Raw genomic sequence first — 19,772 nt, 5'->3', positions numbered from 1 at the left:
CGGGTCCGGAGGCGGTTACATCGCCATCTCGTAGGCGCCGGACAGCGCCTCGACGCGCTCCCAGACCCGCGCCGAGCGGGCCTCGTCGACGACGGGCCGCCGGACGGCACCGAGGGCCCAGCTCTGCTGCGCCTCGGTGGCGGAGTCCTTGCCGTGGAGCTCGACGGCGTGGGCCGAGAAGTCACGGACCAGGACGGAGAACAGTTCGTCCAGCACGTCCGCGTCGAGACCGGTCAGCTCGGCCTGCTCCAGGATCAGCTGGCCGTGCACGACCAGGGCGAACAGCTGACCCACGGCGAGCAGCAGGTCCAGGTCGCGGCTCTGCCGCTCGTCGGGCGCCGCCTCGGTGACGAACGCGCACAGGGCGTCGGCCTGTTCACGGAAGCGCGCCACGTTCGGCACGGCGGCGTAGGTGTCGAACGCCGCGCGCCAGTCGTGGAAGCGGATGGAGCCGAGCCCGCGGGCCGGGCCCTGCCGGAAGAGGAAGGTGTCGTCGGCCGCGTCGAGACGGGTCGGCACCCGCGGGTGGTCGACCGGGGCCAGCAGGTGGTTCCGCATGAACTTCAGGATCAGGGCCAGGTTGACGTGGACCGTGCCCTCGAGCTTCGGCAGGCTCCGGATCTCGACCGCTGCCTGGGCGAAGTAGGTGTCCTTCTCGAAGCCCTTGGCGGCGATGACGTCCCACATCAGGTCGATGACCTTCTCGCCCTCGGTGGTGACCTTCATCTTGGTCATCGGGTTGAACAGCAGGTACCGGCGGTCGTCCGGGCCGGCGGAGCGGAAGTAGTCGACGGCGCGGTCGCTGAACAGCTTCATCCCGACCAGGCGTACGTAGGCGTCGATCAGCTCACGCCGGACGTGCGGGAAGGCGGTGACCGGCCGGCCGTACAGGATGCGGTTGTGGGCGTGGGTGACGGCCTCGTACATCGCGTGCTCGCAGATGCCGATGGACGCGGTGCACAGGTTGAACTTGCCGACGTTGACCGTGTTGAGGGCGGCGTCGAAGGCGGCACGCCCGGTGTGCAGGACGTCCTCGGGGCCGACCGGGTAGTCCTCCAGCCGGAACTCGCTGACGTACTTGGAGGAGTCGACGACGTTCTTCACCAGGTGGTAGGCGGGGTGGCGACTGTCGGCCGCGAAGAAGACGTAGCCCTCGGGTCCCTCGACGTCGGTGCGCCGGCCGAACACCGACACGAGCCCGGCGGCGTTGCCGTTGCCGATGTAGTACTTGGAACCGGTCGCCCGGAAGCCTCCCTGCCCGTCGGGCTCCAGCAGCATGTCGGTGGAGTAGATGTCGGCGCCGTGGCTCTTCTCGGAGAGGCCGAAGGCGAACACCTCGCCCTGGGCGAGGAGTTCGGCCGCCCGGGCACGGGCGGCCGCGTTGTCGCTCTGCCAGACGGGGCCGAGGCCGAGGATGGTGACCTGCCAGGCGTACCAGTAGTCGAGGCCGTAGAACCCGAAGATCTCGTTGAGGGCGGCGATGCGGGCGGTGTCCCAGCGCTGGTCCGGACGGTCGCCGTCCGCCGCCGGGGTCAGGAAGGTGGCGAACAGGCCCTCCTTCGCGGCGAAGGCGAGGAAGTCCTCCAGCCACACGCGTGAGCGGTAGTCCTCGATCAGCCTGCGCTTGCCGCGTGCCTCGAACCAGTCGACCGTGGCGCGCAGCAGCCTGCGGGTCTCCGGGTCGAAGTGCGCGGGATCGTACGTGCGCGGGTTGAACAGGAGCTGGTCGGACATGAGGGGGTGCCTTCCGGGATCGGGTCGGACGGTGCGGGTGGCGGTCGGGAGCGAGGTCAGTCCCGGCCGCCGGAGCGTGCGGCGCGGAGCCGGTGGAGGGTGGCGAGGACGTCGTCGAGCCAGGCGATCGTCATCCGCTCGAAGGCGATGCCTCCGCGCAGGACGACGTGCTGGAGCTCCTGGCCGGCGTCGAGCGGCCGGGGGGCGTCGGGGCCGGTGAAGTCCCGTCGCTCACCGGTGAGATAGCGCCGGAGGCGGTCGCCGTGCGCCTCGCGGTGGCGTTCGACCTCGGAGATCAGCGCGGAGGGGTCGTCGAAGGCCGCGCCGCGGATCTTGACGGCCAGCTCGTGTCTGAGGCTCTCCGGCTCGACCGGCTCGTGCAGCCACGCGGTGAGTACCGCGCGGCCCGGGGCCGCGACGGAGTACTCCTTCTTGTCCGGCCTTCCCCGCTGCGCCACCTCTCGGACGTCGAGCAGGCCGTCGCCCTCCATGCGGCGCAGTACGCGGTAGATCTGCTGGTGGGTCGCGGTCCAGAAGTATCCGATGGACCGTTCGAACCGGCGCGCGAGTTCGTAGCCCGAGCCCGGCTTCTCCAGCAGCGAGACGAGGATCGCGTGTTCGAGCGCCATGCTCCGGATCTTTCTATGCAACTTGTTGCATAGGCAAGGGTGCACGGCTCGATGAGACGCTGCTCACTCGCCCCGCGCCGGCCGGGACCGGCCCCGGACCCCGGGCCTCGGAACGGGCCGGATATCCGACTGCGGGATCGCGGGAAGCGTTGTTACGGTGCGCGGATGCCGACGATCAGGAAGTTCCAGGTCACCTTCGACTGCGCGGAACCGGAGCGTCTCGCTCGCTTCTGGTGCGAGGTACTGGGGTACGTCGTACCGCCGCCCCCGGAGGGGTTCGCCACCTGGGACGATTTCAAGCGTGCGCAGCCGCCCGAGGAACGCGACGCGTGGTTCGCCTGTACGGACCCCTCGGGCGTCGGACCGCGGCTGTACTTCCAGCGGGTCCCCGAGGGCAAGGCCGCCAAGAACCGGGTGCACCTCGATGTGCGGGTCGGCACCGGACTCGTGGGCGAGGAACGCCTCGCCGCGCTCGAGGCCGAATGCGCACGGCTGGTCCCGCTCGGAGCGGTGCACGTGACGACGCTCTACGACGGCAACGACTCGTGCATCCCGATGCTGGACATCGAGGGCAACGAGTTCTGCATCGACTGACGGCCGCGTGCCGGAGCACAGGGCGCCGGGGCGGTGCGCGGCGCCCCCGTGACCCGTGTCCGTCTCCGTCGCGGGCGGCTCAGCGCACCGGGAAACCGAAGGAGTAGCCGCGCTCCCGCAGCCAGGGGAGGATCCTGCGCAGGGCTTCGACGGTCTGGGCGCGGTCGCCGCCCGCGTCGTGGAAGAGGATCGTCGGCCCGTTGTGGAGTTCCCGCTCGACGGTGGCGACGATCGCGTCCGCGCCCGGCCGTTCGAAGTCCTTGGTGTCCACGTTCCAGCCCAGCGGACGCATGCCCCGGGAGGCGGCCACCTTGCGGCTGTGCGGGGTGAAGGCGCCGCCGGGAGCCCGGTAGTACATCGGGCGCACTCCCCCGGACGCCTCCGTGATCATGCGCTCGGCGTCCAGGATCTCCTTCGACTGGTACGCCTCGGACTTCCGGTCCATGGCGGTGTCGTGCGACACCGAGTGGTCGCACAGCCGGTGCCCCGCCGCGACCACCTCCTTCACGAGGTCCGGGTGGGCCTGGGCCTGTGTGCCCGTCATGCAGAAGGTCGCCTTCGCCCCGAACTCGCGCAGCAGGTCGAGCACTTGGGGGGTCCAGGCGGGGTCGGGACCGTCGTCGATAGTGATGTTGACGCCGTTCGCCCCCCGGTCGGACGCGTGGGCGATGGTCATGTCGACCGGCTCGACGCCGCCGTCCGGCCTCGCCGACACGGACGTCTCCGGTGTCGCGCCGCCCGTGGGGTCGGCCTGCGCGGTCCACACCGAGGCACCGACGGCGAGCACCGTCACCCCGAGCGCCGCCCCGACCACCTTGCCGTACCACGCCCGTCCGCCGCTGTGCCGCGCCATGTCCGCCCCGCCTTCCGCCTGGTTCCTCGCCGTGGTCCCGGTCGCGCCGGAACCACCAGGCAGGACGGGGAACGGCGGCAGCGGGATGCGTCCGTTACCGATCACGGACAAACCCGAGAGCGTTCGCGGACAACCGCACCCCGGCTCCGGCTCCGGCTGAGGATGTGGTCGGGGATGCGGCTGATGAGGCGCTGAGGATGCGGCCGATACCCGGTCCGGCGAAGTACCTTCCCGTTACGCTGGGGTCATGGGGGAGGAAGTGACGTCCGACGTCACGCCGGATCCGGTCTCGGCCGTCCGGCGGAGGGTGGCACTGTTCCACCGGGACAGGGACCCCCGGCAGCTCAACGGCCGCCTGGCGGAGGCGGAGTACGCCGCGGCCGTGCGGGCGGCGACGCGTCTGAACGGGGCGGGTGAGCCGGAGTACAACCTCGCCGCGCTGGCGGAGTTGGCCCGGTTCCGTTTCTGGCGCGGCGTGGTGTCCGGCACTCTGCCGGGTCAGGTCGAGGCGGACAGCGCCGTCGGCTTCCTCCTCGGACTGCGGGAGTCCTCACCGGGCCTGATCCCCGGTGAGATGGCGGACGTCGTGGGGGAACTCGCGACCGACGCCCGCCGCCGACTGAGCTGGGCGGTCGACTCCGCGGGGAGGCTGCTGACGCTCTTCGACGGCACCGACCTCGGCCTCCTCGATCAGGCCGTCGAGCGTGTGACGTGGGCCCTGGAGACCGCGCCACCGGATCCCGCGGCCAGAGTCGTCGCCCTCGGCCGTCTCGCTCACGCCCACCACGAACGCCACAAGGCCACCGGGGAGGTGACGGACGAACGGAAGGCGGTGTCGGCCCGCCGGGAAGCGGTCCGTCTCACACCGCCGGGCAGGGAGCGGGCGCGCAGACAGTCCCTGCTGGCCGACGCCCTGCTGACCGTGTACGAGCGGACGGACGAACGGGCCCGCCTCGAAGAGGCGTTGCGGTGCTTGGAGGAGTCGGTCGCCGGCACACCTCCGGGGGACGAGTTCCGCTGGCTGCGGTACAGCCGTCTGGGGCGGGCCTACCGGCACCGCGCCGGGATCACGAAGTCACCGGCCGACTTCGACGCCGCCGTGCGGTGGGGCCGGCTCGCCCGCGACACGATCGACGCCTCCGACCCGGACCGGGCCTCCGCCCTCAGGACCCTCGACAGGAACCTGCGGGCCCGGCACGCGGCCACCGGTGACCTGGCCGACCTCGACGAGGCCGTCGAGGTGTGGCGGTCGGCGCTCGACCGCATGCCGAGCGACGACACCCGGAGGGCGGACTTCCTGGTCGACCTCAGTGACGCCCTGTGTCACCGGTTCGACCACGGGGGCGACCCCGCCGACCTCGAGGGGAGCGTCCAGGCGTGCGAGGCCGCGGTCGCCGGAGCGGCCGTGGGCAGCCGCACGCGGGTCCGTGCCCTGTCCGACCTCTGCTACCGGTTGTACCGCAGGTACCAGCACGGGGACGAGCCGGCGGACCTGCGGCGCGCGGTCCACACGGGGCGCCAGGCGGTCGGCCTGACCTCGATCGAGGACGGTGAGGACGGCGTGGTCACCCTCGCCAACCTCCTCCACGCCACCGTCGCCTGGTACGACAGGTCGGGCGACCTGGCCCGGCTGGACGAGGCGATCGCCCTCTGGGCGGACATCCTGGCGGCGACTCCGGCCGACCACGCGGACCGAGGCGAGCGCCTGGCCGGCCGACTCCACGCCCTCGTACGGCGTTTCGAGCACACCGGTGACCGGGCCGACCTGGACCGCGTGTTCGAGGCGGCCCGGGAATGCCTCGCCGGCGCTCCTGATCGTGGGCACGTGGCCGAGTCCCTGCTGCGGGTCGCCCACCACCTCGACGCCCGGACCGCCCCGGCCTCCCGTGCGGCCTTCGTCGGACTGGAACTCGACAACTCCCGGTTGTCGGTGCGCTCACGCGGCACGGACGACCTGGACGCCCTGGACACCCTCGTCGAACTGGCCAGGTCGACGGCGCCGGGCGCCGACGACGACACGGAGGACCGCGAGGTGCGCCAGGACTTCCTCGCGGTCGCGCTCGCCACGCGGTACGGGAACGCCGGACGGGCCGCGGACGGTGCCGAGGCCATCGCGTTGCTGCGCGACACCATCGCCGCGGCGGACCCGGACGACCCACGGCTCAGTGTCCATCTGTCCCAACTCGGGGACGTCCTGGTCGGCAGATTCCTCAGGGACGGTGACTCGACCGACCTCGAGGCCGCCGTGGAGACCTTGGCGCAGGCGTTCCGCGTCGTCCCTCCCGACGACCGGCACCGCGCGGAGTACCTGCCGAAGCTGACGCACGCCCTTCGGCTCCGCTACGAGGACCGCCGGGAGCCCGCCGATCTCGAACGCGCCGTCGCGGTCGTCCGGGACGCCGTGGCGTCAGGACACCCGTCCCCGGACTGCCGTCCGGCCTGCCTGGCCGAACTCGCCCGGACCCTCCTCTGGCGCTTCCACCACACGAGGGACGCGGCCGACCTCGACGCGGCGGTGGCCGCCGGGCGCGAGGCGGTACGTCTCCCCACCCCGCACGAGGCACCGTCCGACCACGTACCCTCCCTCGCCGCCTCGGCGCTGTTCACCCGGTACCAGCACACCGCGAACCTCGAGGACATCGACGAGGCCGTCGCGATCCTGGAGACGGCCCTCGCGGACATCACCGACGAGAGGAAACGCCTGTCGAACCTGCACGACCACGCCGTCTACGTGCAGGCCCGGGCCCTGCTGACCGGCTCCTCCGCCGACTTCGACCGGTCCGTGGCCGAGTTGCGCGAGGTGACGAACGCGCGCCCGGCCGGCGACCCGGCGCACTGGCTGGACTACTACAGTCTGGGCATGGCGCTGCGGGTCCGGCACGCGCGGCTCCACGACGACCTGGACATGCACGCCGCGGTCGAGGCCCACCGCACGGCGGTACGGAAGGTGTCCGGGGACCTCGAACGAGCGATCGCGGCGGTGGGGCTGGCGCACGCGCTCGGACAGGTCCACCAGCGCACCGGTGACCCCGCGCCCCTGGACGAGGCGATCACGTTGGCGGCCGAGGCGGAGCCGGAGTTCTCCGAGCACGGCGACATCGTCAGCCAGCCGCTCTCGGTCCTCTCCTGGCTCTACAGCATGCGCGTCGACCTGCCCGGTGAGCCCGACCCCGGAGACATCGCCGAGATGCTGCGGATCAGCGCACGCATGATCGACACGGCCCGCCCGGGCTCCGCCGACCACAGCCTCTTCCTGCGGAACCGGGCCGTGGCACAGACCACGGCGGCCCGGTTCCGAGGGGACACGTCCCTGCTGGACCAGGCACTGGCCACGGCCCGGCAGGCCGTCGCGTCCACCCGGGCGGGAGACACCCGCCGCTCCGAGTGGCTGTGGTCCCTGGGGCTGATCCACTTGCAGCGGTACCGGACCAACGGGGACGACGCGGATCGGACGGCCGCGCTGACCAGTTGGCGCGAGGGCGCCCGGGACCCCTACGGCCACCCGGACATGGTGACGCGCTGCGCGGTCCACGCGGGCCGGCTCGCCGCGCGGCTGGGCGACGTCGACGGCGCGGTCGCGGACTACGCGGTCGCGGTCGGCCGGCTGCCGACGATCGCCTGGCACGGGATGCGGACCGACGTGCGCAGCGACTCCCTGCGCGGATGGTCGGGCCTCGCCTCCGAAGCGGCCGGGGCCGCCATAGCCGCCGGTCGACCGGCGACCGCGGTCGAGATGCTCGAGCAGAGCAGGTCCGTCATCTGGTCGCAGACACTGCGCCTGCGCAGTGACCCGGGGGACCTGGCCCGCTCCCACCCCGCTCTCGCCGAACGGCTCACGCGACTGCGGACCCGCCTCGACGCCTTCTCCTCCGCCGGCGGGCTCGGCGACGCCCCGCCCCTGGGCGAACCGCACCACCTGCCGGCCCGGGCCGTGGGGATCCAGGAGCCGGCGTCCCCCGCCGAAGCCGACGAGCGCCGCCGGGAGCTGGCGCGGGAGTGGGACGACACGGTCGCGCGGATCCGCCGACTGGAGGGGTTCGAGCACTTCCTGGGCCCCACGCCGTACGCCGAGTTGAAGCAGGCCGCCGCGGACGGCCCGGTGGTCGTCGTCAACGTCAGCGGATACGGAGGTCACGCGCTGATCGTCCGCGCCGACGAGCCCGAGCCCGAGGTCGTGGAGTTGCGCGGAATCTCCCCGGACGACGTGGCCGCCAGGGTCTCGGAGCTGCTGTCCGCCCTCCGGGCCCAGACCGATCCCCGCGCGTCGTTCCTGACCCGTGAGCGGGCCCGGCACCTCACCCACGACGTGCTCGGCTGGGCGTGGGACGGCATCGTGGGACCGATCCTGGCCCGGCTGCGCGACGCGGCCCCCACGCCCTCGGACCACCCGGCGAGCGCGCCGCCGCGGTTGTGGTGGTGCCCGGTCGGTCTCGTCGGTCTGCTGCCGCTGCACGCGGCGGGGCACCACCCCCGGCACGGTCCGGTCACCCGGTCCGACCACGTGTGGACCGGGGACCTGGTGGTCTCCTCGTACACGCCTACGCTGGCCGCGCTGACCCGCAGCCGGACCCGGCGCGCGCCAGGGGCGGTGGCGCGGCACCTCGCGGTCGCCCTCCAGGAGACCCCGGGGCTGGCCGGGCTCCCCGCGGTCGCCGACGAGGTGGCGGGCCTGCTCCGGCACTCCGCGCACACGTCCGAGGTGGTGGCCCTGACGGGACCGGAGGCGACCCGGCAGGCGGTCCTCGCCGAACTCCCGCGCTGCGACCGCGTCCACTTCGCCTGTCACGCGGCCCAGGACTTCGCCGATCCGGCGGCGAGCGCCTTCAGCCTCCACGACGGTCCGCTGTCCGTCGCGGACATCGCGGCGGTCGAACTCGACGGCGCCGACCTGGCGTTCCTGTCGGCGTGCCAGACCGCCACCCACGTCCCCGACCTCGCGGACGAGGCGATCCACCTGGCAGCGGCGGTCCAGCTGACCGGCTTCCGGCACATCGTCGCCACCAGCTGGTCCGTCGACGACACGTCGGCCGCGGCCCTGTCGGACCGTTTCTACCGGGAGTGGGCGTCGCCCGGCGGCCGTTCGGATCCGGCCATGGCGCTCCACCGGGCGGTGCGCACGCTGCGCGACGGCGACCCCACCGCACCGGTGAAGTGGGCGTCGTACGTCCACTTCGGTTCCTGACCCTTCCGCCCATGATTCCGCGTCCCGGCCAGAGGTGACCATGACCCAGCAGCCCCAGCCACCCGTCCCCTATCTTCAGACCTCGGACTACCGGTGGACCGAGGCCGCCTTCCGGTTGCTGGAGGCCGGAGCCCTCACCGCGACGGTCACGGCGAGGGACAACATCGCCTCGGCCGTCGTCGACGGCGTGTGCCCGCGCTGTGCGCACCCCTTCACCGACCGGCGTTCCCTGACCGCCGTCACCAACGAGCTCGGCGGGACGCGCGCGGCACCGGGCGGCGGCACGGGCCTGGCGGAGCCCGTCGATGCCGCCGAGGCCGTCGTACTGGACGTCACCTGCTCGTGCGGTGTCCCGCACCCGACCGGAGAGACCGGGGCCGCCGCCGACGCCACCGCGGTCACCGGCTGCGGCGTCAGCTTCCGCATCGAACTCGCCCCCGAGCACGGTCCGGTCGGTGGGCGGCCGTGACCGGCGGGCCGCTGCGACCGCGGCTGCCCGAACGCCCGCCGACACCCGGTGACCTGTCCGAGCGCGACCGGTTCGCCGCCCTGGCCGAAGCCTCCCTGCCCACGGTGCGGGCCAACGCGGAGGCCTGGCGCAACGGTCTGGCCGCCTTCGTCACCCTGGTCACGACGGGTGTGGTGCTCAAGGGGCGCGACACGACGGCCGATCTTCCGCTCGGCTGGCGAACGGCCGTCACCCTGCTCATCGGCGGCGGCATCGCGCTCTGCCTCGCGGGGCTCTGGCAAGCCCTCGCGGCCCAGGCGGGCACCCGTGAAGTCACCGTGTCACTGGCCGACATCCACCGTCGCCACGCGTCGGTCGCGGCGTACCAGATCGCCCTGGCCGACTCCGCGGCGGCCCGGCTCAGACGCGGTCGCACGATCGTCGCCGTGGCGCTGCTCTGTCTCTTCCTGGGCATCGTCGCCACCTGGTGGGCCCCCGCGGCCGAGCCGGACCCGGCCGCCTACGTGACGGTCACCCACGACGGGACGTCGACGTGCGGGACACTGGCGGGGGCCGACGGCGGGAGCGTACGGATCAAGGTGGCGGGCACGGCGGAGACGATCGTCGTGCCGACCGGCAACGTCACCGCTCTGCGGGTCGTCGAGCGCTGCTGACCGGACGCGACGGGCCCGAGCCTGCGGGTCAGGTCCGGGCGGGCAGGGCGTGGGCGAGGAGGGTCTCGGCCGCCGCCCGTGCGTGCCGGCCGTAGTCGGCGTCGCCCAGGACCATGGCACGGCCGGCCGCACCGTCCGCGAGGGTGACCAGTTGCTCGGCGAGAGCGGCGGGGTGGTCGCATCCCAGCTCCGTCACGAGTGCCGTGACCAGCTCGACCATCCGCAGTTTCTGCTCGCGGGCGTAGGAGTGGACCGCGCTGTCGGGATCGGGGAACTCGGCGGCGGCGTCGATGAACGGGCACCCGCGCACCGGTGTCCCGGCGGGCGGCGCGGACAGGTCGAACAGTCCGAGGATCCGCTCCCGCGCCGGCAGGTCGTCGCGGGTCAGCACGCCTTCGAGCGTGGCGCCCGACGAGGCGAGGCCCCGGAGGTGGGCCATCACCAGATCGTCCTTGGTGCGGAAGTGCGCGTAGAGCGTGCGCTTGGAGACCGGCGCCTCCTCCGCCACCTGTTCCATCCCGGTCGCGTTGATCCCCCGGGTCGCGAACAGGCGGGCGGCCGCCGCCAGGATGCGTTCCCGGGCGCCGCGCCCGCGTCCTCCGGTCACCGTCGTCTCACTCACACGTCGAGTATACGTCAGCGTTTACTTCCGCGAGGAGAAGCCGGTATGGTCGCCGATGTAAACGATCCCGTTTACATCGACCCGATCACCGAGGAGGGCTCGATGAGCCTGCCGACCCCCACCGAACTCAGCACCGTCGCGGAGAAGCTGATCCGCGACCGTCGCGCGATCCGCGCGTTCCGCCCGGACCCCGTACCCGAGGAGACGCTGCGCGCGATCTTCACCCTCGCCGGCGCCGCGCCGTCCAACTCCAACGCGCAGCCGTGGCGGGTGGAGGTGGTCAGCGGCGCCGCGCGCGAGCGCCTGGCGGACGCGCTGCGGGCCGCTCACGCGGTGAACCGCACCTCGGTCGACTTCCCGTACTCCGAGGACATGTACGCGCCGGTCCACCGGGAACGCCGCGCGGCGTTCGGCGCCGGACTGTACGGAGCGCTCGGCATCGCCCCCGACGACCACGCGGCACGTGCGGCCTACGACGAGGAGAGCCTGGGCTTCTACGGCGCCCCGCACGCCGCCTTCCTGTTCGTCACCGGAGACGGCGGCCCGCGGCTGGCCGCGGACGTCGGCGCCTATCTGCAGACCCTCCTCCTGGCGATGACCGCGTACGGCGTGGCGAGCTGCCCGCAGGGACTGCTGAGCTTCTACGCCGACACGGTCCGCGACCAGCTCGGCGTCACCGAGGGGCGGCTGCTCGTCGGCGTGTCCTTCGGCTACGCCGACCCGGCCGCCCCGGTGAACCGGGCCACGGCCGGTCGGGCCGCGCTCGAGGAGGTCACGGCCTTCCATCACTGACCCCCCGGAGAGACACATCATAATGACATCCATTTTCATGTAGTCTCTGCCTCGCACCCGCTACACACCGGAGGTCCCCATGGCCGTGCCCAAACGCAAGATGTCGCGCAGCAACACCCGACACCGCCGCGCCCAATGGAAGTCGGACACCCCGCAGTTGGTGACGGTCACGGTGGCCGGGGTCCGCTACCGCGTCCCCCAGCGGCTGGCCAAGGCGTACGAGCGCGGCCTGCTCCGCCCCGAGGGCTGACACCGCATGACACACCTCCCCTCGACGCGTCTGCCCGTCACCGTCCTGTCGGGCTTCCTCGGGGCCGGCAAGACCACCCTGCTCAACCATGTCCTCGGCAACCGCGAGGGCCTGCGCGTCGCCGTCATCGTCAACGACATGAGCGAGGTCAACATCGACGCCGCCCTCGTCCGCGGCGGCGAGGCGGCCCTGTCCCGCACCGAGGAACGCCTGGTCGAGATGACCAACGGATGCATCTGCTGCACCCTCCGGGACGACCTGCTGGAAGAGGTGGACCGGCTGGCGCGCGAGGGGCGTTTCGACTACCTCCTCATCGAGTCCTCCGGCATCTCCGAACCGATGCCGGTGGCCGCCACCTTCGCCTTCGCCCGCGACGACGGCGCCACCCTGGGCGAGCTGGCCCGGCTGGACACGATGGTGACGGTGGTGGACGCCGCCAACTTCCTGCCCGAGCTGGCCGGCGGCGACGAGTTGGCCGAACGCGGCCTGGACCAGTACGAGAACGACGAGCGCACGGTCAGCGACCTGCTGATGGACCAGATCGAGTTCGCCGACGTCATCGTGCTCAACAAGCTCGACCTCGTCGACGCCGCGTCCGCCGACCGGCTGCGGGCGGCCCTGGCACGGCTCAACCCCGCCGCCCGCGTGATCCCGGCCGTACGGGGCCGCGTACCGGTCGGGGAAGTGCTCGGCACCGGCCGCTTCGACCTGGAGCGGGCACAACAGGCCCCGGGATGGGTCAGGGAGCTCAACGGCGACCACGTTCCCGAGACGGAGGAGTACGGCATCTCCTCGACCGTCTTCCGCTCAGGGACGCCCTTCCACCCCGGGCGGCTGTGGACGTTCGTGACCGAGACGCTCGACAGCGGCGCGTACGGCGAGGTCCTCAGGTCCAAGGGCTTCTTCACGCTGGCCAGCCGCCCCCGGGTGACCGGGCTCTGGTCCCAGGCCGGCTCGGTGGCACGCTTCGAGCCCTCCTCCGCGCGTGACACCGGCAGTCCCTTCGCCCAGGAACTCGTCTTCATCGGCACCCACCTCGACGCCGAGTCCCTGCGGGCGGCCCTCGCCGGCTGCCTCATGAGGGAAGGCGAACGGCCTCCCGGCTCCGATCCCTTCCCCGCCTGGGACACCTACGGCCTCGACGAGGTCTGCGCGCACGAGCACGAGCCCCTCACCTCGCTGACGGGTCCCTGAGTCTCCGGGCCGGACGGTGGTCGCAGCCACGGCACCGTCCGGCCCGGTATCCGTCACGCCGTGTCAGAGAGGCCATCGATGGACAGGGAGACGCCACGGCTGGGGACGGTCCAGGAGACCCTCCTCATTCCGCTCTACGCACGCGCGGTCGAGAACCGCAAGGAACTTCCGATGCTGCGCGACGCCCGGGCCGCGGAGATCGTCGCCGCGCTCGACTACGACTTCGCACGCTTCGACGGTCTTCCCAGCCTCACCGGCGCGTTGCTGCGCACCGTGCTCTTCGACCGGTGGGTGACCGACTTCCTCACCGCACACCCCGACGGGACCGTGGTCGAGATCGGCACGGGCCTGAACACCCGTCACGAACGCCTCGACAACGGCCGCGTCAGGTGGTTCGACCTCGATCTGCCCGATGTGATCGAGCTGCGCGGGCACTTCTTCGCGGACACCGCGCGGCGAACGATGCTCGCGGCCTCGGTCACGGACGACGCCTGGGCCGCCGACGTCGCCTCCCGGACCGAGGGACCGTACCTGTTCGTGGCCGAGGCCGTACTGCCCTATCTGCACGAGTCCGACGTCCGCCGCGTCGTCGATCTGCTCTGTGACCGCTTCCCCGGTTCGCTGCTGGCACTGGACACCGCCGGTCCCGGCTTCTTCGACACCCAGGAAGAACACGACGCCCTCAGCAAGGTCGCGGCCCGCATGCAGTGGTACTGCCCCGACCCGGCCGGACTGGCCGAATGGCGGCCGGGGGTCCGCGTGGTGGCCTCGCACACACTCACCAGCCTCCCCGGCCCCCTGGTCGACGAACTGCCGGTCTCCTACCGGGAGATGCTGTCCGTGCTCGCCGCCCAGCGACTCCCCCAGGCCGAGGGCTACCGGCTCAGCCTGCTGCGCATGCCCTGACACCGTGGGCCGGCCCCGTCGCGGCATCGCCCGCGTCCGGGCGACGGAGCGGAAGGAGAACGCACCCCCGCCGCGGGGGTGCGTTCTCCTGTGCTTCAGTCCGTCGAGAACCGCAGGTACGGTGCGACGCTGCGCAGCTTCTCGCAGGTCTCCTCGATCTCCCGCTCGGGACTGGACTGGCCGGTGACCCCGGCCCCCGCCCTCAGCCACGCCTCCTCCCCCGCGCCGATGAGGGTGCGCAGGACGAGGGCGGCGTCCAGGTCGCCCGCGGTGCTCCCCCGGAACACCGCGCCGCCGTACAGGCCGCGCGGCCCCTCCTCGTGCCGGGCCAGGGCCTGGAGCGCGGCGCGTTTGGAGACGCCGGTGGCGGTGATCGCCGGGAAGAGGGAGGCGAAGGCGTCCCACGGACCGGCGTCCGCCCGGAGCCGGCCCGTCACCCTCGAGGCCAGATGCTGCACCGATCCTCGCGGACGGACCGCCATGAACTCCTCGACCACGACGGAGCCGGGGCGGCACACGGCCGCCATCTCGTCCCAGGCCAGACGCACGGACACGGCGTGCTCGTGTATCTCCTTGGGATCGCTGAGCAGTTCCACGCGCCGGCGCTCGTTCTCCTCCGGGTCCTCCCCCAGAGCGCGGGTGCCGGCGAGCGGCTGGGTGCTGACCCGCCCGTCCTCCCGGACCTCCAGGACGGTCTCGGGGCTGAACCCGGCGGCCCGGTAGCCGCCGAGATCCAGCAGGTAGGAACGTGCCGGCGTGTTGGCCCGGCGGCCCGCGAGGTAGGTCGCGGGGAAGTCCGGCCAGGGCCGGGCGGGCAGCGGGACCCTGCGGGAGACGACGGCCTTCTCCAGGAGTCCCGCGCGGATGTCCCCGACCGTGCGGGAGACGGCCCGGCCGTAGGCGGCGGTGCCGACGGCGATGACAGCCTCGGCGGCCTCCCGCGTCGGCTCGTCGCGGGAGGCGACGGCCGGGGGCTCGGCGAGCAGGTCCGCGACCTTGCGTGCCCACGCCTCGTCCACCGCCCTCACCACCGTCCGGTCTCCGGTCAGCGTCACCTCGACCGACGGGACCAGCGCGCACAGCAGGGGGTGGTCTCCGGCCGCCGCGGGGTCCCCGTGCAGGAGGTGGGCGAGTTCGAAGGCGGCCCATCCGTAGAAGCGGCGTCCTCCGTCTCCTTCGTCGTGCAGGGCGGACAGGGCGGCGGCGAAGGTCTCCAGCGGCCTCCCGTCGGTGCGCGAGGTCCAGGTCCGGCCGGCGGCCCGCGCGGTGATGCCGTCGGCGTCGGCGGTGACGCCGGTGCCGGAGCCGGCCGCGAAGTGCCAGACGCCGCCCTCCGCCTCGTACACCACGTACTGCTCGGCGAGTCCCGCCCGGGCGAGGCGGGTGGCGGTGGCCGCCGGGTCGGGGCAGGGCCCCCGGGTGCTCGCGCACGCGAGCGGCGGGACGGACCTCGCCCATCCCTCCCAGGCGGTACGTGATCCGGTGCTCATCGTGCGGTGCCTTCTCTCTGCGGTCGGTTCAAAGGGTTCGCCGGTGGTGGGTGCGGGATCATGACGGGGCCGCCTCCAGTCGCCAGCCGTGGGCACGCGTCCGCCGTTCCCAGAAGGAGGCGTACGTGCCGCCCGCCGCCACCAGGGTTTCGTGGGTGCCGCGTTCGGTGATCTCGCCGTCCTCCAGGACGAGGATCTGGTCCGCGTGCACGACGGTGCTCAGACGGTGCGCGATGACCAGGAGGGTCTTGCGGTCGGCCAGGGTCCGCACGGCCTCGGCGAACAGGGCCTCGTTCTCCTGGTCGAGGGCGGCGGTGGCCTCGTCGAGGACGAGGATCGGCGCGTCCTTGAGGAGCGCGCGGGCGATGGACACGCGCTGCCGCTGTCCGCCGGACAGGCGTGCGCCGCCCTCCCCGACCTCGGTGGCCCACCCCTCGGGCAGTTCCTCAATCACGCGGTCCAGTCCGGAGAGGGCCGCGGCCTCGGCCAGTTCGCCGGGGCTCGCGTCGGGGGCGGCGATCCGGACGTTCTCCTCGATGGTGCCGTCGAAGAGGTACACGTCCTGGAAGACGAGGGAGACGTGGGCCGCGAGGTCGTCGGCGGTGATCTCGCGGACGTCGACGCCGCCGATGCGGACGGTGCCCTCGGTGGCGTCACGGAAGCGGGCGACCAGTCCGGCGACGGTGGTCTTGCCCGCGCCGGAGGGTCCGACCAGTGCCGTCATGCTGCGCTCGGGCAGGCGGAAGGTCACGTCGTTCAGGACCGGGCGGGCGGCTGCCCCGCCGCCCGGTTCGCCGCCGCCGTCGTAGCGGAAGCCGACCCCGGTGAACTCCACGCTCCCGTCCCGGGGCTTCTTCGGCTCGGCGGGCTGGGGGAAGGGCGGTTCGTCGAGGACCGCGCCGAGGCGGTCCAGGGTGTTGCGGGCGATGCGCAGGCCGGCGCCGGCCTCGGCGGCGGACGACACGCTGTCGATGAGGCGGACCAGCAGCACGAGGAGCGCCAGCAGGGTGGGCACGTCGAGCGAGCCGTCGAGCCGCCAGGACACCCCCAGGGCGAGCAGCAGGGCGAAGACGAGCCGGGTGGCGAACGAGAACGAGACCAGGCCGGGCAGCCCCCGCGCGATGAGCCGCCGGTCCGCGCGCGCCTCGGCCACCAGGGCGTCGTCCAGCGCTCCGTACCCCTCGGCGGTGCGGCCGAACGCCCTCAGCACCGGCTGGTTGCGGGCGTACTCCAGGACCCGGTCCGCGGACTCGCCGATCGCGGCGTCCCGGCCGAGGTCGAGGCGGCGCATCACGGCGCTGCTCGCCGCCTGGACGGCGAACAGCACGGGCGCGCAGACCAGCAGCACCAGGGCGGTGCGGACGTCGAAGAAGAACGTCGCGATCACCAGCGTCGCCGGGGTGAGCAGGGAGCTGATGAACGGGCGCAGCAGGTGGGCCGGTGTGCTCATGACCTGGATGACGTTCTGGCCGGCGAGCCTGCTGAACTCGGCCGTGCGGCCCGCGGTGAACCAGCCCAGGGGCAGGCGCAACGCGTGGTCCGCCATACGGCGGTGGAGGACCCGGGAGAGCCGGGAACCGACCGTGAACCCGCCGCCGATGGCCGCACCCTGGAGCACGGCGTGCGCGAGGGCGCAGGTGACGAACGCCGTCAGCCAGGGCCACACGTCGTCGGGATCGGGGCCGAGCAGGTCCCGCAGGACGGGCACCAGGAGGGCGAAGGCCACGCCTTGCAGGACGGCCGCGCCGCACTGGAGGACGAGCAGCCGGTTGAGCGGGCGGGAGCCTTCGGGCCCCAGGACCCGGTAGAGCTGACGGATCATCGTGCGCTTCCTTCTCGGACGTCGTCCGCGCTGCTCTGGGCGTCCCACAGCGTGGCGTAGCGGCCCCGGGCGGCGATCAGCTCGTCGTGGCGGCCCTGTTCGGTGACGCGCCCGTCCTCCAGCACCACGATCCGGTCGGCGGAGCGGACGGTCGACAGCCGGTGGGCGACGACGAGCAGGGTGCGGCCGGCCGCGAGAGCGGACAGGGCGTCCTGGATCAGTGCCTCGGAGTGCGGGTCGGCGTAGGCGGTGGCCTCGTCGAGCACGAGGACGGGGGCGTCGGCGAGCAGGGCCCGCGCGATGGAGAGGCGTTGGGCCTCGCCGCCGGAGAGGGTCACCGCGGTGCCCAGTTCGGTCGCGTACCCCTCGGGCAGGGCCATGACGCGGTCGTGGATGCGGGCGGCGCGGGCGCACCGCTCGACTTCCTCGTCGGTGGCCTCGGGGCGGCCCAGACGGATGTTGTCGGCGACGCTCGCCCGCAGCAGCCGTACGTCCTGGAGGACGAAGCCGACCCGGCGGTACAGCTCGGTCGCGGGGATGTCGCGCAGGTCGACGCCGCCGAGGGTCACCGTGCCCGCCGTGACGTCGTGGAAGCGGGGCAGCAGCGAGGCCAGGGTCGACTTGCCGGAGCCGGAGGGGCCGACCAGCGCGGTGACCGTGCCGGGCGCGAGGTCGAGGTCGACGTCGCTGAGGACGTCGGTCCGTCCGTCGTAGGAGAAGGACACGCCGCGCAGGCGGACGTGGTGGCCGTCGGGGACGGCGGGGTGCGCGGGCTCGGGGAGCGTCGGCGCGTGCAGCAGCTCCGTGACGCGTACGGCGGCGGCCTGTCCGGCCCGGATCTGCTGGATGCGGGGGCCCACCACGCCCATGGGGGCGGCGACGGCCGGGCCGAGCAGCAGGAACGGGACGAGTGCGGCGCCGGTCGTCCAGCCCCGGGTGACGAACACCGCGCCCGCCACGGACAGCAGGAGCAGGACCACGGCCGGGGCGACCACCAGCACGGCGGCGGTGGAACTGACCAGGGTGGTGCGCACCCACCGGGAGAAGAAGTCGGCGAAGCCCTCGGTGGCGGCCACGAAGCGCTCGTGGGCCTTGCGTCCGCGACCGAAGCTCTTGAAGACGGCGATGCCGGTCGCGAACTCCACGGCGGCGGCGGAGATCCGCCCCAGCGCGGCGCCGAACTCGGCCATCTGCGTGGCCGCGCCCGCCATGGCCCGGCCGAACAGGAACACGCCGAGCGCCAGGGGCACGACGCCGACCAGGGCGAGGCGCCAGTCGACGGTGAACAGGTAGGCCAGTGCCAGGGCCGGTGCGGTGAGCACGGCGACGACGTCGAGGAGGGTGTGGGCGAACAGCGTGTGCAGCGCGCTCACGTCGTCCTGCACCGCCTGCTTGACCTCGCCGGTGCCCCGTTCGGTGAGCCGGCCGAGCGGCAGCCGCCCGACGTGCCGGGCGAGGCGGCGGCGGAGGGCGAGCTGGAGGTCGTTGTCGGCGACATGGGCGAGGGCGCCGGCCGCCGTGCCGCAGACCAGGGCGACCAGCCCCGCCGCGCAGGCGAGGACGACCGGCGGCCACAGATCGTCGCCGTCGGCGGGGGCTGTCGCGGTGAGTCGGTCGGCGATCTCGGAGACGGCGATGAACGGCACCACTCCGGCGAGGGCCGCGACGGCCTGGAGGCCGACGGCGACGGTCAGCCGGCCCCGGACGGGGGCGGTCAGCGCGCGCAGTGGGCGCGGCGGTGGCTCGGTGCCCGCACCGGCGGCCACCGGGTCCCGGGACACCGACTCCGCGCCGGGCTCGGACGGTTGTGACTTCACTTGACGAGTACTCCGATTTCGGGAACGGGCCGGCCGCCGGCCTCGGTGATGCGGCGGCTGGTCATGCCTGCCTCGCGGGCCAGCCGGGCGACGTCGAAGGTGTGCCAGTCGTAGCTGTCGGCGACCTCGCGCACCGTGCGGCCGTCGCGCAGGACCTTCCAGGTCGTGGTGAACCGCATGGCGTCGCCCTCGGTGGGTTCGCCGCCGATCCACCACTCGTAGGTCTGGCGGCCGATGGTCTCCCGCAGGGACATCACCGGGGGGATGTGGCGGGGCGAGGAGACCCCCATCAGTTCCACGACGATGGGCGCGCCGTCCGGCAGGCGGTCGGCGAGGCGCTTCCACAGCGCCACGCGTTCGGGGACGGTGAGGTGGCCCGCCACGCCGAAGATGACGACGGCGGAGAGCCGTTCGGGCAGGACGAGGTCCTGGGCGGCGCCGTCGACCACCGTCACACGGCGCCGCAGGTCCGGGTCGCGGGCGACCCGGGAGGTGAGCATGGCCCGCATGGTGGCCGACGGCTCGGCGGCGACGATCTCCGCCTCGGGGAGTGCGGCGGCGATGACCTCGGTCACGCGGCCGGTGCCGGCGCCGATCTCCAGGACGGGGCCGTGCGACACGTCGAGGCCCGTGAGGACGCGGGTCAGCGGGGGGCCGCTGCTGGCGGTGTGCCGGGTGGCGACCAGCTCGTAGAACTCGGCCGAGGTCGAGTAGTAGTCGATCACGACGGTCTCCAGGCGGGCACGACGGTCTCCAGGCGGGGTC

The 19,772-nt window shown here is 73.1% G+C and carries 16 protein-coding genes; 8 read left to right on the top strand and 8 right to left on the bottom strand.

All coding sequences use genetic code 11. The features are described 5' to 3' along the window. Positions 1–15: 15 nt before the first annotated feature. Together ACFZP7_RS33085 and ACFZP7_RS33080 are read right to left on the bottom strand one after the other, a co-directional pair. Complete coding sequence (locus tag ACFZP7_RS33085; RefSeq protein WP_019328233.1) at positions 16–1,734, bottom strand: acyl-CoA dehydrogenase family protein; 1,719 nt, start codon at positions 1,732–1,734, stop codon at positions 16–18. Positions 1,735–1,790: 56 nt separating this feature from the next. Next, complete coding sequence (locus tag ACFZP7_RS33080; RefSeq protein WP_019328232.1) at positions 1,791–2,363, bottom strand: PadR family transcriptional regulator; 573 nt, start codon at positions 2,361–2,363, stop codon at positions 1,791–1,793. Between the two features lie 165 nt (positions 2,364–2,528). On the opposite strand from ACFZP7_RS33080, the gene ACFZP7_RS33075 reads away from it, so the two are divergent. Then, the gene (locus ACFZP7_RS33075; protein ID WP_031014883.1) at positions 2,529–2,957 is read left to right on the top strand and encodes a VOC family protein; all 429 of its coding nucleotides are present in this window, start codon (positions 2,529–2,531) and stop codon (positions 2,955–2,957) included. Positions 2,958–3,036: 79 nt separating this feature from the next. Here ACFZP7_RS33075 and ACFZP7_RS33070 read toward each other — a convergent pair whose 3' ends face one another. Further along, complete coding sequence (locus ACFZP7_RS33070; RefSeq protein WP_019328230.1) at positions 3,037–3,810, bottom strand: polysaccharide deacetylase family protein; 774 nt, start codon at positions 3,808–3,810, stop codon at positions 3,037–3,039. 247 nt (positions 3,811–4,057) lie between these two features. Between ACFZP7_RS33070 and ACFZP7_RS33065 the strand changes: the two genes are divergently transcribed. Genes ACFZP7_RS33065 through ACFZP7_RS33055 form a run of 3 tightly spaced genes read left to right on the top strand, consistent with a single transcriptional unit; the run spans position 4,058 to position 10,114 of the window. Beyond that, positions 4,058–8,992, top strand: a complete 4,935-nt coding sequence (locus ACFZP7_RS33065; RefSeq protein ID WP_385637810.1) for a CHAT domain-containing protein — start codon at positions 4,058–4,060, stop codon at positions 8,990–8,992. 40 nt (positions 8,993–9,032) lie between these two features. Beyond that, positions 9,033–9,461: a hypothetical protein gene (locus tag ACFZP7_RS33060; RefSeq protein ID WP_385637807.1), complete on the top strand. Its 429-nt coding sequence runs from the start codon at positions 9,033–9,035 to the stop codon at positions 9,459–9,461. Next, on the top strand, positions 9,458–10,114 hold the full coding sequence (locus tag ACFZP7_RS33055; protein WP_220670206.1) for a hypothetical protein: 657 nt from the start codon (positions 9,458–9,460) through the stop codon (positions 10,112–10,114). The genes ACFZP7_RS33060 and ACFZP7_RS33055 overlap by 4 nt, the downstream gene beginning before the upstream one ends. 28 nt (positions 10,115–10,142) lie before the next feature. On the opposite strand, the gene ACFZP7_RS33050 is transcribed toward ACFZP7_RS33055, so the two are convergent. Continuing rightward, a complete protein-coding gene (locus tag ACFZP7_RS33050) occupies positions 10,143–10,736 on the bottom strand; it encodes a TetR/AcrR family transcriptional regulator (RefSeq protein WP_210903048.1) in 594 nt (197 codons plus the stop codon). Between the two features lie 102 nt (positions 10,737–10,838). Here ACFZP7_RS33050 and ACFZP7_RS33045 point away from each other — a divergent pair, with 102 nt between their 5' ends. The 4 genes from ACFZP7_RS33045 to ACFZP7_RS33030 all read left to right on the top strand — a co-directional run bounded on the left by ACFZP7_RS33045 (position 10,839) and on the right by ACFZP7_RS33030 (position 13,878). Next, positions 10,839–11,528 carry a nitroreductase gene (locus tag ACFZP7_RS33045; RefSeq protein ID WP_385638566.1) on the top strand — a complete coding sequence of 230 codons (690 nt, stop codon included), beginning with the start codon at positions 10,839–10,841 and terminating at the stop codon, positions 11,526–11,528. A 79-nt stretch (positions 11,529–11,607) separates the two neighbouring features. Further along, positions 11,608–11,778 (top strand): 50S ribosomal protein L32, encoded by a 171-nt coding sequence (gene rpmF, locus ACFZP7_RS33040; protein WP_385637804.1) that lies wholly within the window; start codon positions 11,608–11,610, stop codon positions 11,776–11,778. A gap of 6 nt (positions 11,779–11,784) precedes the next feature. Continuing rightward, on the top strand, positions 11,785–12,972 hold the full coding sequence (locus tag ACFZP7_RS33035) for a GTP-binding protein (RefSeq protein ID WP_385637802.1): 1,188 nt from the start codon (positions 11,785–11,787) through the stop codon (positions 12,970–12,972). A 78-nt stretch (positions 12,973–13,050) separates the two neighbouring features. Further along, a complete protein-coding gene (locus ACFZP7_RS33030; RefSeq protein WP_385637799.1) occupies positions 13,051–13,878 on the top strand; it encodes a class I SAM-dependent methyltransferase in 828 nt (275 codons plus the stop codon). Between the two features lie 95 nt (positions 13,879–13,973). Here ACFZP7_RS33030 and ACFZP7_RS33025 read toward each other — a convergent pair whose 3' ends face one another. Genes ACFZP7_RS33025 through ACFZP7_RS33010 form a run of 4 tightly spaced genes read right to left on the bottom strand, consistent with a single transcriptional unit; the run spans position 13,974 to position 19,732 of the window. Beyond that, positions 13,974–15,368, bottom strand: coding sequence for a salicylate synthase (locus ACFZP7_RS33025; RefSeq protein ID WP_385637796.1), 1,395 nt, complete (start codon positions 15,366–15,368; stop codon positions 13,974–13,976). A gap of 58 nt (positions 15,369–15,426) precedes the next feature. Continuing rightward, complete coding sequence (locus tag ACFZP7_RS33020) at positions 15,427–17,190, bottom strand: ABC transporter ATP-binding protein (RefSeq protein ID WP_164288094.1); 1,764 nt, start codon at positions 17,188–17,190, stop codon at positions 15,427–15,429. Beyond that, positions 17,187–19,007, bottom strand: coding sequence for an ABC transporter ATP-binding protein (locus ACFZP7_RS33015; RefSeq protein ID WP_385637793.1), 1,821 nt, complete (start codon positions 19,005–19,007; stop codon positions 17,187–17,189). Before ACFZP7_RS33015 ends, ACFZP7_RS33020 begins: the two co-directional genes overlap by 4 nt. Next, positions 19,004–19,732, bottom strand: a complete 729-nt coding sequence (locus tag ACFZP7_RS33010) for a trans-aconitate 2-methyltransferase (RefSeq protein ID WP_127432411.1) — start codon at positions 19,730–19,732, stop codon at positions 19,004–19,006. The genes ACFZP7_RS33015 and ACFZP7_RS33010 overlap by 4 nt, the downstream gene beginning before the upstream one ends. Positions 19,733–19,772 lie beyond the last annotated feature (40 nt).

This window comes from Streptomyces sp. SudanB5_2050 (assembly GCF_964272335.1).
Classification (GTDB): Bacteria; Actinomycetota; Actinomycetes; order Streptomycetales; family Streptomycetaceae; genus Streptomyces; species Streptomyces rochei.
This window is presented reverse-complemented; position numbering and strand designations above follow the sequence as displayed.

Excerpts from the sequence above, each read along its gene's own strand:
- ACFZP7_RS33085 (WP_019328233.1), bottom strand. The coding sequence starts at position 1,734 with ATGTCCGACCAGCTCCTGTTCAACCCGCGCACGTACGATCCCGCGCAC.
- ACFZP7_RS33080 (WP_019328232.1), bottom strand. The coding sequence starts at position 2,363 with ATGGCGCTCGAACACGCGATCCTCGTCTCGCTGCTGGAGAAGCCGGGC.
- ACFZP7_RS33075 (WP_031014883.1), top strand. The coding sequence starts at position 2,529 with ATGCCGACGATCAGGAAGTTCCAGGTCACCTTCGACTGCGCGGAACCG.
- ACFZP7_RS33070 (WP_019328230.1), bottom strand. The coding sequence starts at position 3,810 with ATGGCGCGGCACAGCGGCGGACGGGCGTGGTACGGCAAGGTGGTCGGG.
- ACFZP7_RS33065 (WP_385637810.1), top strand. The coding sequence starts at position 4,058 with ATGGGGGAGGAAGTGACGTCCGACGTCACGCCGGATCCGGTCTCGGCC.
- ACFZP7_RS33060 (WP_385637807.1), top strand. The coding sequence starts at position 9,033 with ATGACCCAGCAGCCCCAGCCACCCGTCCCCTATCTTCAGACCTCGGAC.
- ACFZP7_RS33045 (WP_385638566.1), top strand. The coding sequence starts at position 10,839 with ATGAGCCTGCCGACCCCCACCGAACTCAGCACCGTCGCGGAGAAGCTG.
- rpmF (WP_385637804.1), top strand. The coding sequence starts at position 11,608 with ATGGCCGTGCCCAAACGCAAGATGTCGCGCAGCAACACCCGACACCGC.
- ACFZP7_RS33035 (WP_385637802.1), top strand. The coding sequence starts at position 11,785 with ATGACACACCTCCCCTCGACGCGTCTGCCCGTCACCGTCCTGTCGGGC.
- ACFZP7_RS33030 (WP_385637799.1), top strand. The coding sequence starts at position 13,051 with ATGGACAGGGAGACGCCACGGCTGGGGACGGTCCAGGAGACCCTCCTC.
- ACFZP7_RS33025 (WP_385637796.1), bottom strand. The coding sequence starts at position 15,368 with ATGAGCACCGGATCACGTACCGCCTGGGAGGGATGGGCGAGGTCCGTC.
- ACFZP7_RS33020 (WP_164288094.1), bottom strand. The coding sequence starts at position 17,190 with ATGATCCGTCAGCTCTACCGGGTCCTGGGGCCCGAAGGCTCCCGCCCG.